The organism is Flavobacteriales bacterium, from assembly GCA_026129465.1.
Classification (GTDB): Bacteria; Bacteroidota; Bacteroidia; order Flavobacteriales_F; family PHOS-HE28; genus PHOS-HE28.
The window spans coordinates 1,064,343-1,079,177 of sequence record JAHCIA010000001.1; the positions used below are offsets into that span (position 1 = coordinate 1,064,343).

Below are 14,835 nucleotides of genomic sequence, written 5' to 3' on the forward strand. Positions count from 1 at the left end.
ATTCCGACATGAGTTCCCTCTCCTTCAGGCTGAAACATCCACTGCTGTCCGCCGCCCTTGCCATACTCCCCCTCGCATCCCTTTTCGGCCAGGAGATGCGCATGCGGCCGGAGGAAAGCACGGTGCGCTGGAAGGCCTCCAAGGTCACAGGGGCGCACGACGGCCGCGTTTCGATCAAGCGCGGCGCCGTGGTGTGGAACGACGGGTTACTGGCGCAGGCCGATGTGACGATCGACATGACCACCATCGTGTGCGACGACATCCAGAACCCTTCATCCAACAACCGGCTCGTGAACCATTTGAAGTCGGCCGATTTCTTCCACGTGGAGAACCATGGCGAGGCCTCTTTCCGCACACGGTCCGTGGAGAAGGTGGCAGGAGCGGCGGACAAGTTCCGCATCACCGGCGACCTGGTGATCAAAGGCGTCAGCGTGCCCAACACCTTCGAGGTCACGGCCGAGAAGACCGGCGATAGCCTGCGGGTGGAAGGCACGATGGTCTTCGACCGCAGCAAGTACGATGTGCGCTATGGATCCGGCTCCTTCTTCAGTGATCTGGGCGACCGCACGATACACGACGCGGTGACCATGACCTGGGAAGTGCTGGCACGATGAGCACCGTGGCGACCGAAATGCGCAGCGACCTGGACATCAACCCCCTGCTGGGTGAGCGTTACAGCCCGCGCGCTTTCAGCGACCGCGAAGTGACGGACGCCGAGCTGGACCTGCTCTTCGAGGCCGCGCGCTGGGCGCCCAGCAGCCGCAACGAACAGCCGTGGCGATTTCTTGTGACCAAACGCGGCGGCGCGGGATACGACGCCCTGCTCGCCTCGATCAACGCATCGAACGCACGCTGGGCGGACAAGGCACCGGTGCTGGTGCTCTGCCTGACAACGCGCGGCTTCCAGCGCTTGGGCGTGGCCAACCACCATGCCAGGCACGATCTCGGACTGGCCGTCTCACAACTCACCCTGCAAGCGACCGCACTCGGCATTGGTCTTCATCAACTCGGGGGGTTCAACGCCGCCGGCGCCCGCGATGCGTTCGGCATCCCCGAGGAATACGACCTGGTGAGCGTGCTGGTGGTCGGCTTTCCCGGCGACCCGAACGACCTGCCCGAGGACCTGCGCGAGCGGGAGATCATGCACAGTGGGCGCAAGCCCCTGACGGAGATCGTGTGGAGGGGCGCATTCCCCGGATGAGGACGATCATGGCCGCTTCTCCTGCGGGATGTCGCGGTGCCACAGCAACCGGCCTTCGGGATCGTACACGGAGATGCCCATGACGCGCGCGTTGCGTGGGCCGCTGAAGGCGAGGATGGCGAAGTTGTGCTGCCGCGCCACCAGGGTGCCCGCCACACGGTTGCGGTTCTCCTCCTTCTCGTGCGGGGCGTATGTACCTGAAGTGAGCGGCGACACGGTGAGGTCCAGCAGCCGGCGGCCGTCCTTCAGTTCCACTTCGCTGAGCTCGGTGAAATGCCGGTCGCCGGTGAGGAAGACCACCCCCAGGATGCCTTCCGCCTCGATCCTTGCGAGCAGCGCGTCACGCTCGGCGGCGATGGTGGCGTAGTTCTCGAACATGGCCGCCGAGTTGAGCACCTGGCTTCCCACGGCCACCAGCTTGAAGGGCGCGCGGCTGTATTTCAGTGCCTGGATCAGCCAGTCGACCTGCGCTTGGCCGAGCATGGCGGCGGGCATGGTGCGCATCGCCGGATCGACCCGGTCCGTGCGGTTGTCGAGCAGGAAGAAGTCCACGTCGCCATGGTTGAACATGGTGGCCACCGTGTGCTGCGCCCCAGGCACGCCCGTGGTCGGGTTGGCCCAGAACAGCTCGAACATTTCCCGGGCGACCGGCGCATGCACCCAGCTGCCATCGGGGTCATTGGGGCCGAAGTCGTGGTCGTCCCAGATGGCGTAGTGCTTGGTGCCACGCAGCAACCGCTGCAACTCCGGTGCGCCGCGGGTGTGCGTGTGGCGATGCAGATAGCCGCTGCGCGATCCCCAGTCCGGGTCACGGAGGTAGATGTTGTCGCCCAACCAGAGCATCAGGTCGGGGGTCTTGTCCGCGATGGCGTCGAAGATGCCGTAGTTGCTGCCGAAGGGTGTGCCCGGGCGATCGTAGTCCGGCTCGTTGATGTAGGTGCAACTGCCCAAGGCCACGGTGAAGTCCGGCGGATCGCCACGGTGGCGCCACAACGGCTGCGTGCGGAAGGAGAGCTGCTCATCGAAAGGCACCGTGACCCCATTCACGCTCACCTGGTAGTGGTATTCGCGGCCCGGCTGAAGCCCATCCACCGTGAACTTCAGCACATGGCCGGTACGCGCCTGGCTGCGCAGGATGGGCAGGTGGCGCAGGCTGTCCGGCGCTTCCTTCGGCCAAATGGCCAGGCCGGCGTCACAGGGGTGATGGCATTGCATCCAGATGGTCGCCTCCAACTGGTCGATATGGCCCGGCATGGGGCCGCTGATCTGGGCGGCCAGCGCATGTCCAAGCAGGAGGACGATGTACGCGAGGTTCGTTCGGCGCATGGTCCAAAGATGGTGTCGCCTGTGGGATCCCCAGCACCCGGGAGGATCTGCGGCCGCCACGGACGACGGGGACGCATGCGGATGGGGTACCTTCGCGGCCGTTCATTCCACAACGGTAAAACACGCATGGGTATCCTACTCGCCTTCGACCCGATCCAGGCCTGGCTTGACATGAAAGCCCAGCTGCCTGTGCTGGCCATCGAAGGCATCGGCATCAAATACGTGTACCCGATCTTCCTCGTGCTGATCGTGATGGAGTACATCAGCGCAAGGCATCTGTTCGACATCAAGGAGAGCCTATCGGGCTTCGCCATCGGCGCGGGCGCCACCATCATCCGGGTGATCACCAACGTCTTCGAGATCACCCTGTACATGTTCCTCTTCCACTGGGCCGCTGATCTGCGGCAGGACCTTCTCGGCTATACCTCCCTGGGCTTCGCCTGGTACATCTGGTTGATCTGCGCCGTGGCCGATGACCACAATTTCTACTGGCACCACCGGCTCGCGCACAACGTTCGCTTGCTCTGGGCGGCGCACCTCCCCCACCACTCGGGCCGGAAATTCAACCTCACCATCAGCATCCGCAACGGCTGGTTCATCACCATGGTGAAGCCCATCTACTGGCTTTGGATGCCGCTGCTGGGCTTCGAACCGATCATGATCGCCACCTGTCTCATCATCAACGCCTTCTACCAGTTCTTCCTGCACACGCAGCTGGTGCCTTCCCTTGGCTGGTTCGAAAAAGTGTTCAACACACCCTACGTGCATGTGGTGCACCACAGCAGCAACACCGAATACCTGGACCGGAACCATGGTGGCATCCTGGTGATCTGGGACAAGCTCTACGGCACCTGGCAGAAGCCCATTCCCGGCGTGGAGCCGAAGTATGGCATCAGCCACGATCCGGACACGAACAATCCGATCACGCACAACCTCTTCGAGTTCCAGGAGATCTGGCGCGACATGAAGAAGTCGCCCAAGCTCAAGGACAAGCTGATGTACATCTTCGGCCCACCGGGCTGGAGCCATGATGGCAGTAGCAAGACCAGCCGCCAGTTGCAGCAGGAACTCGCCGCACGACCAGCGCCCGAGGGCATTCCGCAGCCCGTCCCAGTGCGGGTCTGAGCGCCGCCTTCCGGCCTATTTGCCGAACAAGCGGCCAAGACCGAAGCCCTTGCGCTTCTTGTCCTGCTGCTCCTTGCCGCCACTCTTTTCAACGTCTCCGAAGAGTTCCTTGGTCATGGCCGCGTAGTCGGGCCTGGCGGGGTCCTGCCGTTGGGGCTGGCGTGGCCGTTCCTCGCGCGGACGTTGGTCGTTGCGCTGGCGATCGCGGCCATCGCGCGGCTGTGATGAACGGGCCGGACGACGGTCGTCGCGCCGTTCTTCACGCGGCTTCGCGGGGCCTTGGCTCCGGGCTTGCTGCGGACGAGGCTTCTGGGCAGGGGATCCGCTGCGCCGAGCACCGTCGCGCTCACCAGCGCGCCGTTCGCCCTGTCCGCCTTCGCGCCTGCCAGCCTGGCCCTGGCGCTGCTGCTGTGGACGACTCCCCCGGCCCGGACCACGCGGTTGGCGCGGTTCGCGGACCTCGGGTTCGGCCCGCTTCGGGCCACCGGTCATCACGTAGGGGTGATCGCCCACTACGGGGATCTCGCGCTTGATCAGCTTGGTGATGTCGCGCAGGTAGGCCTTTTCCTCGTGGTCACAGAAACTCAACGCGCGGCCCTCGGCACCCGCGCGGCCCGTGCGGCCAATGCGGTGCACGTAGGTCTCCGGAATGTTCGGGATGTCGAAATTGATGACGTGCGACAAGCCGTCGATGTCGATGCCTCGCGCCGCGATATCGGTGGCCACCAGCGCGCGGATCTTCCCTTCCTTGAAATTCTTCAAGGCGTTCTGGCGGGCGGTCTGGCTCTTGTTCCCGTGGATGGCCTCAGCGCCGATGCCGGCCTGCAGGAGCACCTTGGCCACCTTGTTGGCGCCGTGCTTGGTGCGGGTGAAGATCAGCGCCTCGCGGATGGCATCGCCCTCCATGAGGTGGACCAGCAGTTTGTTCTTGTCCGTGCGGTCCACGAAGTACATGTGCTGGTCGATCGTCTCGGCGGTGGTGGCGGGGGGCGCCACTTCCACCTTGATGGGATCGGTGAGGATGCTGTTGGCCAGCTTGGCGATCTCAGGTGGCATGGTGGCGCTGAAGAACAGGGTCTGACGCTTGGCGGGCAGCTTGGCGATGACCTTCTTCACGTCGTGGATGAAGCCCATGTCCAGCATGCGGTCGGCTTCGTCCAGCACGAAGACCTCCAGGCCGTTGAGGTGCACATAGCCCTGTTGCATCAGGTCCAGCAGGCGGCCGGGTGTGGCCACCACGATGTCCACCCCACGGTGCAGGGCGTCGGTCTGCGGCTTCTGGCCCACGCCGCCGAAGATCACCGTGTGGCGCAGCTTCAGGTGGCGGCCATAGGCGGCGAAACTCTCACCGATCTGGATGGCCAGTTCGCGTGTCGGCGTGAGGATCAGCGTGCGGATGGCGCGCTTGCTCTGTGGCGCATTGGCATGCAGTTCCTGCAGGATGGGAATGGCGAAGGCCGCCGTTTTGCCGGTGCCGGTCTGTGCACAACCCAGCAGGTCGCGCCCCTTGGCCAGGTGCGGAATGGCCTGCTCCTGTATCGGCGTGGGATGGGTGTAGCCTTCTTCTTGAAGGGCTTTCAGAATGGGCTCGATGAGCCCCAGGTCGTTGAACGTGGTACGTTCCATGGAAATGTGCGCGGGATCCCCCGTGCGGATGTGTTGTGGGCGGGTCCAGGCCATTGTCCCTGGACACACCCGTTGAGGTGTTTCTGTGGAAGCCCCGTCGATCGGGTCCGGCGTGCAATGATCCGCTGGGGATGGCGCCTGGACAATTGCGGTGAAGCGAAAGCTGGGCGCTTGGGGCTCGTCCTTCTCGCGTTGGACGGGACAAAGGTACGGTTATTCTCCCGGAAGGTTCGCGGAAGGGCGCATCAACGCCATCAATGCGTGGCCAGCTTGCGCACCATCTCCTGCGTCATCGCGCTCGCATCCATACCATACGCGCTGATCAGAAGGCCCTTCACATCGTGCAGCTCTGAACTGATGGCGTACACGATGCTTTGGTCCTCGGGGTTGGTATCGCCCTCGAAGCGATGGAACTCATCGATGTGGAACTCGGCGGGGTCCAGGCTCCTGCCCTTCACGCCACACACCACGCAATGGCCACCAAGCTGCAGGTCATCCGTGTAGCCTCTGCGTTGCAGATCGTTCACGGCCTGGGAAAGGGTGTCGTAGGCGGGCATGGGATGAAGTTAAGGCCGATATCATCCGATCACCAGCCCGCTCCGATCGCTCAACTCTTCCGCGCCGCGTCCAGCATGTCCTTGATGCCGCCCACACTGCTGAGCACACCCGTGGCTTCGAAGGGAATGTAGACCACCTTGTTGTTCTGGCCGCTGGTCATGTCGCTCAGCGTTTCCAGGTACTTCATGGCGATGAGGTAGTTGGCGGGATCGGCCTTGGTGCCCTGGATGGCTTCCGTGACCATGCGGATGGCTTCGGCTTCACCTTGCGCCCGGCGGATCCGCGCCTGGGCGTCGCCCTCGGCTTCCAGGATCTGCGCCTGCTTCTGGCCCTCGGCCTCGTTGATCTGCTTCTGCTGCACACCCTCGGCCTGCAGGATCATGGCGCGCTTGCTGCCCTCGGCATCGATGATCTGTGCCCGGCGGTCGCGCTCGGCACGCATCTGCTTCTCCATCGCCTCGCGGATGTCGCGCGGCGGGTTGATGTCCTGCAACTCCACCCGGTTCACCTTTACGCCCCATTTGTTGCTGGCCTCGTCCAGGATGTTGCGCAGTTTGGCGTTGATGGTGTCCCGGCTGGTGAGGGTCTCGTCCAGGTCCAGTTCGCCGATCACGTTCCGCAGCGTGGTCTGGGTGAGTTTCTCGATGGCCTGCGGCAGGTTCTCGATCTCGTAGATGGCCTTCACCGGGTCGGTGACCTGGTAGTAGAGCAGCGCGTTGATCTCCGTGCCCACATTGTCCTTGGTGATCACATTCTGCTTCGGGAAGTCGTACACCGTTTCCCGCAGGTCGATGCGCTCCTTCTTGGTGAACTGCACGAACCTGTTGCCGTCGGGCAGCTCGCGGCTCATGCGGAAGATGATCTCGCGGGGCTTGTCCACGATGGGGATGATGATGTTGATGCCCGGCAGGAGCATCTTGTGGAACTTGCCCAGGCGTTCGATGACCATCGCTTCGCTCTGCTGCACGATGCGCAGGCCCTTGGCCACGATGAAGACCACCAGGAAGGCGAGGAGGAGGAGGACGATAAAGCTGCTGTCCATGGTTCGGGAGGTTGAGGGGGTTGGAGGTTGGAGAGGTTGGAGGTTGGTGAGCTGATGGGTCGGAGCCTGCGGCAGGCTTGTCAACTTCCAACAGGCCTGACGATAACGGTGTTGCTTTCCACGCGGACCACTTCCACGATATCGCCCACCAGCAGGGACTTGTCCGTGATGCACTCCGCGCGCCAGTCGTCGCCCCCAACGGCCACGCGGCCCAGGCGAAGACCCGGTTCGAAATCCTGGGTGACCTTGCCGCGCTGGCCCACAAGGGCATCCACGTTGGTGCGCACCCCGCCCCCCTTCCACATGCGCTTCATCAGCAGCGGGCGTATGGTGACGAAGCTGACGATGGCGAACGCGGAAAAAGCCACCAGTTGCCATTCAGCACTGAGGCCAAGCGCGGAGGCCAGGGCCCCGCCTATGCACCCGATGCCCAGGCTGACGAGCCAGAAGCCCGGAACGAAGATCTCGGCGATGAAGAGGATGATCGCCACCGCCGCCCACCAATGCCATTGGAAGAATTCCATGTTCCCTGTCGTTGGCACCGAAGATAGCGGGCGCTTCGAACCGGCCGTGGCCGGATCCGGATGAGCGGAAGCAAGGGGTGGGGAGTGGTACTGCCGGGGCATTGTGTTCGGTTGTCCGTTGCCAGTTCTCAGGCAAACACCGACAACTGGCAACGGACAACCGACAACCGGAACAACCCGCATCTTTGCCGGGTTCCCAAGCCGCCTCAACATGCTGAAAGGCAAGACCGTCGCCGTCGTCGTTCCCTGCTACAACGAGGAGAGCCAGATCGGCTTCGTCATCGACACCATGCCCGATTTCGTGGACCGCATCGTGGTGGTGAACGACTGCAGCCCCGACCGTACGGCTGAAGTGGTGAAGGAGCTGATCGCGAAGGACCGCGTGAAGGGAGCCGGCAAGCGGATCCCCCCGCACAAGGTGGTGCGCACGCGCTGGAACGAGGCTGAACTGGTGATGGAGGAAGAAAGTGCCCGCGAGATGGCGAAGTACGTGCCCAGTGAAGTGATCAATGACGAGCCCGAGACCGACCGCGTCATCCTCATCAACAACCTGCGGAACGGCGGCGTGGGTGCCGGCATCGCGCGCGGCTACAAGTGGTGCCAGGACCACGCCATCGACTGCACCGCCGTGATGGCCGGCGACGGGCAGATGGACCCCGGCGAGTTGGAAAGCATCTGCCTGCCGGTGATCGACGAGGGCATCGACTACGTGAAGGGCAACCGCCTGATACACCGCAGCGCCTGGCTGGTGATCCCCCGCGTGCGCTTCTTCGGCAACAGCATCCTAAGCATCCTCACCAAGTTGGCCAGCGGCTACTGGCGCGTGAGCGATACCCAGACCGGCTACACCGCCATCGGGCTGCGCGCCATGCAGGCCATCAAATTGCACAAGATCTACCGCAGCTACGGCATGCCCAACGACATGCTGGTGAAGCTCAACATCGCCCAATGCACCCTGCGCGAGGTGGAGATCAAGCCCATCTACCGCGTGGGCGAGCAGAGCAAGATGAAGGTGATGAAGGTGATCCCCCGCGTGAGCCGCCTGCTCATCAAGAGCTTCTTCATCCGCCTGTGGCGCAAGTACCTCTTCAAGGACTTCCACCCGCTCTTCATCTTCTACAACTACGCCTTCCTGGCGCTGCTCATCAGCCTGCCCTACGCGTGGAAGATCGGCAAGGCCTTCGCCACCGGCACCGTGCTGAACACCGAGCCGCTGATCGCCTTCCTCTTCCTGGCCACCAGCGGCTTCCAGGCGCTGATCTTCGCCATGTGGATGGACATGCAGGACAACGAACGGCTATACAAGTGATGCCTTTCCCGCGCTGGTCGATGGGCGCGGCCTTGCTGGTGCTTCTGCTGGCCGGTTGCCGGCGCGAACCCGTTCCACCGCCCATCGCGGCTTATGAGGATCTGCGTGCGCGCTTCGATGTGGCGCGGCCCGGTTTCGGCGCGATCGACTACCCCGGCTTCCCGGAAGGCGATGTGTCCAAGGCCTACGCCATGGTGCTGCAAGCCGAATTGAACCGTGTGGCATCCGAGGGCGATCCGCTTTCCGAGCTCGGGCGGAACGCCTCGGACCGGCTGCTGCGGAATGCCTCCACCGATGATCGCGGCCACCGGGGCTGGGGGCTGCCCGTGGCCTGGGATGCCTTCGGCGACGGTAGCGAGAATCCGTCCAACGCGCTGTACACCATCAGCACGGCCCTGGCGATCGAAGCGCTGCTGGACCAGGTGGATCACGACCACATCGCCCCGCTCGAAGCGATCCAAGTCCTGCTCGACACCGTGATCGCACCTTTCGCGCAAGGCCGCTTCGACAGCCCCAGTGGCATGATCGCCTACAGCGCCGAGCCAGCGGACAGCCCCTACGACTGTTTCAATCCGGCCATCGCCATGGCCGGCCAGTTGCAGCGTTATGCCATGCTCTTCCCCGATGGACCGCACGCCGCGGCCTGCCGCACCACCGCCGACCGCAACATGGCCGTGCTGCTGGAGCATGTGCAGCGCAGCAAGGCCGGCCACTGGTTCTGGCACTACTCCATCACCGAGCAGGTGCCCAACGACCTGCCGCATGCGCTCTACATCATCGCCGGGGTGCGCAACTACATCCGTTTCGGCGGCACGCATGCCTGGCGCTTCGACATGGCCTCCGTGCATGGGCACCTGAACGACTTCATCGCTCCAGGAAGGAAGGGCGGATGGCACCAGTGGCCGCTCTTCCGCGAAGACCTGAAAGAGATCCCTCCACCGCGACTGTATGATGTGGGCATCGCCCTGCGCTATTGCGTGGAAATGGGCGAAGAACGTTGGTCCACTGAGCTGGCGGAACTCTCACAGGCCTACCGCGATGAGCAGGGCCGCTACCGCAAGTGCATAGGCTGCGACCAGGTGATCAACGAGTATGAGGCCAACCTCTTGAACGGGCTGAGCCATTTCTTCCTCCGCAAGCCCGCCGTGAGGCGGTCGCAACAAGCGGCCCCTCCCCACCCTGCGCTCTTCGATGACGCCGGCCTGCCACTCACCGATCTGCGCGCAGGGGCCATTCCGATCGCATGGGACATCGACCCCGACAGCGGTACGAACTGGGCGCGCATCGCAGGTGACAGCATCCCGCTCGGAGAACGCGTACCGGTGGGCGCGGCATGGTGGCAGGATGCACCAGTGGTGGTTACCCGACCACTGTTCGCGGAAGGTCTGGAGATGCTGCGCGTGGATGCCGGTGCGACCACACCGATGCCCCTGCCGGAGGAGCAGCGCTCCCACCTGTTCCGCCACCTCTGTGATGCCTTCGGACAACACTGGCTCGTGACGTACGACCCGGTGGTGAGGAAGAACCGGCTGGCCCGGTACGATGGCCAGGGATGGCACCTGCTTCCGGAAGCCTTGGAGATACGCGACCACCTCGGCTACGAGCAGCAACCCCGCATGCTGCACGCCGTGAAGGGCGACACGCTCTACCTCGCCGCCGGTCGCGCGGTCTTCAAGCTGCACCGCAATGGAACGCTGCGTACGCACCGTCTGCCCGTGCATCAGCGCATCCTCGAGATGGCCGCTGATGAGCAGCACGTGCATCTGCTGGTGGAGCACCTGATGCTGCCGCCACTTCGCCCGGCGGACACCACCGTGACCGATGCCTTGACCCATGGTTTCAGCGTGCAACGTGCGGATGCACCTGCGAACGAGATCGAGCTGACCGGATTTGTCATGCCCTATGGACTGCGGGCGCGCGGCGGTCATGTGCTGCTCTCGGATGCGAACGACGCCGGCCAATGGCTGGAGCTGCTCGCGCTGGACCTGGGCCGCATGAACGGCGCCGGGGCGATGTCCCTCGGCATGGACAACCTGGAGGGCGAAGTGGTGTGGTCGCAGAGCTACTACCTCACCGGCCTGCTGGACCTGCTGGACCTGGACGAACGCGCCGGTGGCATCTTGCCTGAACACTACCGCAAGGCTTTTCGCGAACGGCTGCGCAAAGAAGCCGCGCTCCTCGCAGCCCGCATGCCCGAGGTGCTCCGCTGCCGTGCCTTCACCGTGGACCGCAGCTCCGTGCTGCATGCCGTGCAGACCGGCAAGATGCTGCTGCTGGCCAAACGTTTGTGGACCGCTGGACTGTTGGACGACCATGCCATGGAACGAACTGCTCTTGCCAGTCTCCGGCTGAAGGACCACATCGAGGTATTCTCCATGCTTGGGGATGAAGCGATGCCCGGAGAAGACCGGGACGCCATCTGTCTGCGCTTCCCGAAAGGCTGCGCCTTCCCTTACGATGGCGCGGGCCTGCCTTACAACCACCAGAACTGCTGGGCGGCCGGGGCGCTGTACGGGGAGGAACATGTGCAATGGGAGGTCACGCCCCATCACCGCATGGCCGCCGACGACATCGTGCGCCTCTTGATCGATCGCGAACTGGCCCCCCGAGCCGCGCATCCGGAGCGTTTTGCCCGGCCGTGGTTCTGGAATTACTGGTGGGGCACGGCCAAAGCGGGATGGAGAGCATCGGATGGCATCTCGAAGAACACCCCCGATTGGCCTGGCGACGGCGAGACCTTCGCCCTGGCGCGCTATCGCACCTTCGATGCCATCGCCGTATTGCTGCATCACCGCGTGTTCCGAGAGGAAAGGGACACCGCCGTGGTACGCTACATCCACGAGGCCCTGCTCCACGGCGGCGTGGAACCCTTCGTACTGCCCTACCTGCCGGACCCCGTCTGGGCGAACAATATCCCACCGGAGTTGCTCGTGAAATACGTCCGCTTCGATCAGCAACCCGATCTTCGCAACGCCTTCATCGCCCATGGGCTGGTGCTCCAATGGTTGCTGAAGGACCAAGGGAGTTAGACCATGTGCGGCATCTTCGGCATCCTCGCCAAGGCGGAAGCGGGCATTACGGAGCCCCTGGCGGAAGGCATCATCAGTGAGCTCTTCATCCTCAGCGAAACGCGCGGCAAGGAGAGCAGCGGCATCGCCATCCGCAGCGCGACCGACCGCACCATCCATGTGACCAAGGACGATGTGCCCGCCAGTGAGCTGATCCGCTCGCAGGATTACCGGAAGTATCTCGACAAGGCCCTGAAGCCCGCGTTCGCAGAAGGGCAGCGGGAGCTTGCCGTCATTGCCCACAGCCGCCTGGTCACCAACGGCACGCAGGAGCACAACTTCAACAACCAGCCCTGCATCAAGGACGGCCTGGTGATGGTGCACAACGGCATCGTCACCAACGTGGATGCACTGTGGGCGAAGTACGCCGGGCGCATCGAGCGCAAGTACGAGGTGGACACCGAGGTGCTGGCCGCGTTGTTCCGCTTGTTCCTCAAGGAAGGGCTCGGTCCGGTGGAAGCCATCCGACGCGTCTTCGCTGAAATGGAAGGTGCCGCCAGCGTCGCCATCCTGATCAACGACGGCCAACAGGTCCTGCTCGCCACCAACACCGGTTCGCTCTACACGATCGATGACCCTGCGGGCAGCATGGTCTTCGCCAGCGAAGCCTATATCGCCCGCACCTTCACCGGACGGGAAGGGGTGAAGAAACGCTACGCGGGCAAGGACGTGCGGTGGGTGGAGCCCTTCACCGGCAAGCTGGTCGACCTGAGCGCCTGGTCCATCACGGACTTCGGACTGAAGGAGAACACGTCCGGCCCGGCGTTGAACAACACCGAAGCCTTTGCCATCACCGATCATTCCAGGGGTGGTGCCACGGTCTCCGCTCCTGCCATCGCCACCAGCGATGAGGGCCGTCTGCGCCAGCTGATCGAGTTCCCCGAGGAGGTGATGCGCAGCATCCGCCGCTGCACCAGGTGCCTGCTGCCGGAGACCTTCCCTTACATCGCCTACGATGCGCAGGGCGTATGCACCTACTGCCACAGCTACAAGCCCAAGGGCCTGACGGTGGACAAGCGTCCCGCCTTCGAGGAAGTGTTGAAGAAGTACCGTCGCGATGACGGGAAGCAGGACTGCATCGTGGCCTTCAGCGGCGGGCGCGACAGCAGCTACGGCCTGCACCTGCTCGTGAAGGAGTTCGGCATGAAGCCGCTCACCTTCACCTACGACTGGGGATTGGTGACCGACCTGGCGCGCCGCAACATCGCACGCATGACCGGCCATCTCGGCGTGGAGAACATCCTGGTGAGCGCCGACATCAAGATGAAGCGCCGCAACGTGCGCCTGAACATGGAGGCCTGGCTGAAAAGCCCGCGCCTGGGGATGATCCCCCTCTTCATGGCGGGCGACAAGCACTTCTTCGTGCATGTGAACAACATCCGGCGGCAGACGGGCATCCACTGCGACATCTGGATGGAGAACAAGCTGGAGAACACCGACTTCAAGGCGGGCTTCGCGGGGATCCGGCCCAACTTCGACAAGGAGCGCATCGACAAGCAGAGCACCCTCGCCAAGTTCCAGATGCCGCTGTACTACATGCGGAATTTCGTGGCGAACCCCGGCTACCTCAACGCCAGCCTGCCGGACACCTACAGCGCCTTCAAGGCCTACTACACCGAACCGCGCGAGGTGTACCTGCTGCTGTTCGACTACATCCCCTGGGACGAAAAGACGCTGGAGGACACCCTGATCGGCGAATACAATTGGGAGCTTTCGCCCGACACCACCAGCAGCTGGCGCATCGGCGACGGCACGGCGGCCTTCTACAATTATGTCTATGGACTCGTCGCGGGCTTCACCGAGTTCGACACCTTCCGCAGCAACCAGATCCGCGAAGGCATGATCACCCGTGAAGAGGGGCTGTCGGCCGTGCTGCGAGAGAACCGCCCCCGTTTCGAGAGCATGCAGTGGTACTTCGAGACCATCGGAGTGGACATGGAGCGTGCGCTGAAGGCGATCAACGCCATGCCGCGGCTCTACCGGAAGCCCGTCACCGCATGATGGAGCTGCTCCATTTCATCGGGCTCTTCCTCGAAACGAACATCGTCTTCGGCGCCATCGTGGCCGCATTTCTCCTGGGCCGCAACGATCGCCTCCAACTCCCGGCGTGGCCTCTGGCGATCACGGGCTTCGCGCTCGGGCCCCTCATCACCACGTTGGTCCTCTACTACACACTCGCACTGTGGCATGGCGTGCCCGCCATGGTGGCACAGTCCCTGCCCGTGCTCGGCTTCGCGGCGTTGGCCTTCCTGGCGGGCGATGGCTGGGGCAGACTCTGGGACATGATCCGCGTGCTTCCCGCCCAATTGTTCCACGACCGGAGCCTGTGGCCTTTCCTCCTGGGCAGCGCCTTCCTGCTCTTCGTCACGGTGGTCTTCCTGGTGAACAAGCCGTTGATCGATCACGATGTGCTGGAGTATGCGCTGCAAGGCCGGGTGTTCCTGCGCGACATGGCGATCGTCTACCAGCACCACCCCTTCGATACCGCCACGGGCTTCTACTACGTGGGCCTGCATGGCCACTCCTTTCCCTTGCTCTTCACCTGGGAAGGCTTGCAGGCGCAGGCGATGGAGATACGCAGCGACCTCTGGGGCCGGAGCATCACCATGTGGTACGGCTGGCTGCTCATCACCTTCGTGTGGGCGGTGCTGCGGCGCCTGGGCCATTGGGTGGCGGTAGCCGGCGGCATCGCGCTCACCGCGGCCATGGGCTTCCTCTTCCTCCTCACCATCTACCACCTGGACAGCTACAGGATCTTCTTCTTCTGCACGTCCGTGGCCGCCTTCGTGATGATGCTCCGCGCTCCTTCTCCCCATCGCCTCGCCCTCTTCGCGGCCCTGTGTGGCGCGCACGCCTTCATCCACAGCATCGGAGCCATCCTCAGTGGTGCCCTGTGGCTGGTGATGCTGGTCTTTGTGCAAGTGCCGCTGCCCGTGCGCCTGCGCTGGGGCTTGCGTGCTGCGGGCATCATGCTCGCCTTCGGCGCCATCCATTATGTGGCCGACATCCTCTTCGGTACGGGCTGGATCTTCCAGGACATCCGCTGGTTCTGAAGC

At 63.7% G+C, this 14,835-nt stretch carries 12 protein-coding genes; 7 read left to right on the plus strand and 5 right to left on the minus strand.

Annotated elements, in window-relative coordinates; translation table 11 throughout:
- Positions 1-8 precede the first annotated feature (8 nt).
- Both KIT10_04515 and KIT10_04520 read left to right on the plus strand, forming a co-directional pair.
- Positions 9-614 carry a YceI family protein gene (locus tag KIT10_04515; protein MCW5898513.1) on the plus strand — a complete coding sequence of 202 codons (606 nt, stop codon included), beginning with the start codon at positions 9-11 and terminating at the stop codon, positions 612-614.
- A complete protein-coding gene (locus tag KIT10_04520) occupies positions 611-1,201 on the plus strand; it encodes a nitroreductase family protein (protein ID MCW5898514.1) in 591 nt (196 codons plus the stop codon). The genes KIT10_04515 and KIT10_04520 overlap by 4 nt, the downstream gene beginning before the upstream one ends.
- A 6-nt stretch (positions 1,202-1,207) precedes the next feature.
- On the opposite strand, the gene KIT10_04525 is transcribed toward KIT10_04520, so the two are convergent.
- A complete protein-coding gene (locus tag KIT10_04525) occupies positions 1,208-2,527 on the minus strand; it encodes an alkaline phosphatase D family protein (protein ID MCW5898515.1) in 1,320 nt (439 codons plus the stop codon).
- Positions 2,528-2,653: 126 nt separating this feature from the next.
- On the opposite strand from KIT10_04525, the gene KIT10_04530 reads away from it, so the two are divergent.
- A complete protein-coding gene (locus KIT10_04530) occupies positions 2,654-3,652 on the plus strand; it encodes a sterol desaturase family protein (GenBank protein MCW5898516.1) in 999 nt (332 codons plus the stop codon).
- Positions 3,653-3,667: 15 nt separating this feature from the next.
- Here the strand turns inward: KIT10_04530 and KIT10_04535 are convergent, their stop codons facing one another.
- The 4 genes from KIT10_04535 to KIT10_04550 form a co-directional block, all read right to left on the minus strand.
- Complete coding sequence (locus KIT10_04535; protein ID MCW5898517.1) at positions 3,668-5,278, minus strand: DEAD/DEAH box helicase; 1,611 nt, start codon at positions 5,276-5,278, stop codon at positions 3,668-3,670.
- Between the two features lie 254 nt (positions 5,279-5,532).
- Positions 5,533-5,835, minus strand: a complete 303-nt coding sequence (locus KIT10_04540) for a phosphoribosylpyrophosphate synthetase (GenBank protein ID MCW5898518.1) — start codon at positions 5,833-5,835, stop codon at positions 5,533-5,535.
- Between the two features lie 50 nt (positions 5,836-5,885).
- Positions 5,886-6,878 (minus strand): SPFH/Band 7/PHB domain protein, encoded by a 993-nt coding sequence (locus KIT10_04545; protein MCW5898519.1) that lies wholly within the window; start codon positions 6,876-6,878, stop codon positions 5,886-5,888.
- Between the two features lie 80 nt (positions 6,879-6,958).
- The gene (locus tag KIT10_04550) at positions 6,959-7,402 is read right to left on the minus strand and encodes an NfeD family protein (GenBank protein MCW5898520.1); all 444 of its coding nucleotides are present in this window, start codon (positions 7,400-7,402) and stop codon (positions 6,959-6,961) included.
- 211 nt (positions 7,403-7,613) lie between these two features.
- Between KIT10_04550 and KIT10_04555 the strand changes: the two genes are divergently transcribed.
- Genes KIT10_04555 through KIT10_04570 form a run of 4 tightly spaced genes read left to right on the plus strand, consistent with a single transcriptional unit; the run spans position 7,614 to position 14,832 of the window.
- Positions 7,614-8,711 carry a glycosyltransferase family 2 protein gene (locus KIT10_04555; protein ID MCW5898521.1) on the plus strand — a complete coding sequence of 366 codons (1,098 nt, stop codon included), beginning with the start codon at positions 7,614-7,616 and terminating at the stop codon, positions 8,709-8,711.
- A 20-nt stretch (positions 8,712-8,731) separates the two neighbouring features.
- A complete protein-coding gene (locus KIT10_04560) occupies positions 8,732-11,740 on the plus strand; it encodes a hypothetical protein (GenBank protein MCW5898522.1) in 3,009 nt (1,002 codons plus the stop codon).
- A gap of 3 nt (positions 11,741-11,743) precedes the next feature.
- Positions 11,744-13,780: a hypothetical protein gene (locus KIT10_04565; protein MCW5898523.1), complete on the plus strand. Its 2,037-nt coding sequence runs from the start codon at positions 11,744-11,746 to the stop codon at positions 13,778-13,780.
- A complete protein-coding gene (locus KIT10_04570; protein MCW5898524.1) occupies positions 13,777-14,832 on the plus strand; it encodes a hypothetical protein in 1,056 nt (351 codons plus the stop codon). The genes KIT10_04565 and KIT10_04570 overlap by 4 nt, the downstream gene beginning before the upstream one ends.
- Positions 14,833-14,835 lie beyond the last annotated feature (3 nt).

What these genes read in the sequence shown, in the direction of transcription:
- KIT10_04515 (MCW5898513.1), top strand. Translation starts at nt 9, where the DNA reads ATGAGTTCCCTCTCCTTCAGGCTGAAACATCCACTGCTGTCCGCCGCC.
- KIT10_04520 (MCW5898514.1), top strand. Translation starts at nt 611, where the DNA reads ATGAGCACCGTGGCGACCGAAATGCGCAGCGACCTGGACATCAACCCC.
- KIT10_04525 (MCW5898515.1), bottom strand. Translation starts at nt 2,527, where the DNA reads ATGCGCCGAACGAACCTCGCGTACATCGTCCTCCTGCTTGGACATGCG.
- KIT10_04530 (MCW5898516.1), top strand. Translation starts at nt 2,654, where the DNA reads ATGGGTATCCTACTCGCCTTCGACCCGATCCAGGCCTGGCTTGACATG.
- KIT10_04535 (MCW5898517.1), bottom strand. Translation starts at nt 5,278, where the DNA reads ATGGAACGTACCACGTTCAACGACCTGGGGCTCATCGAGCCCATTCTG.
- KIT10_04540 (MCW5898518.1), bottom strand. Translation starts at nt 5,835, where the DNA reads ATGCCCGCCTACGACACCCTTTCCCAGGCCGTGAACGATCTGCAACGC.
- KIT10_04545 (MCW5898519.1), bottom strand. Translation starts at nt 6,878, where the DNA reads ATGGACAGCAGCTTTATCGTCCTCCTCCTCCTCGCCTTCCTGGTGGTC.
- KIT10_04550 (MCW5898520.1), bottom strand. Translation starts at nt 7,402, where the DNA reads ATGGAATTCTTCCAATGGCATTGGTGGGCGGCGGTGGCGATCATCCTC.
- KIT10_04555 (MCW5898521.1), top strand. Translation starts at nt 7,614, where the DNA reads ATGCTGAAAGGCAAGACCGTCGCCGTCGTCGTTCCCTGCTACAACGAG.
- KIT10_04560 (MCW5898522.1), top strand. Translation starts at nt 8,732, where the DNA reads ATGGGCGCGGCCTTGCTGGTGCTTCTGCTGGCCGGTTGCCGGCGCGAA.
- KIT10_04565 (MCW5898523.1), top strand. Translation starts at nt 11,744, where the DNA reads ATGTGCGGCATCTTCGGCATCCTCGCCAAGGCGGAAGCGGGCATTACG.
- KIT10_04570 (MCW5898524.1), top strand. Translation starts at nt 13,777, where the DNA reads ATGATGGAGCTGCTCCATTTCATCGGGCTCTTCCTCGAAACGAACATC.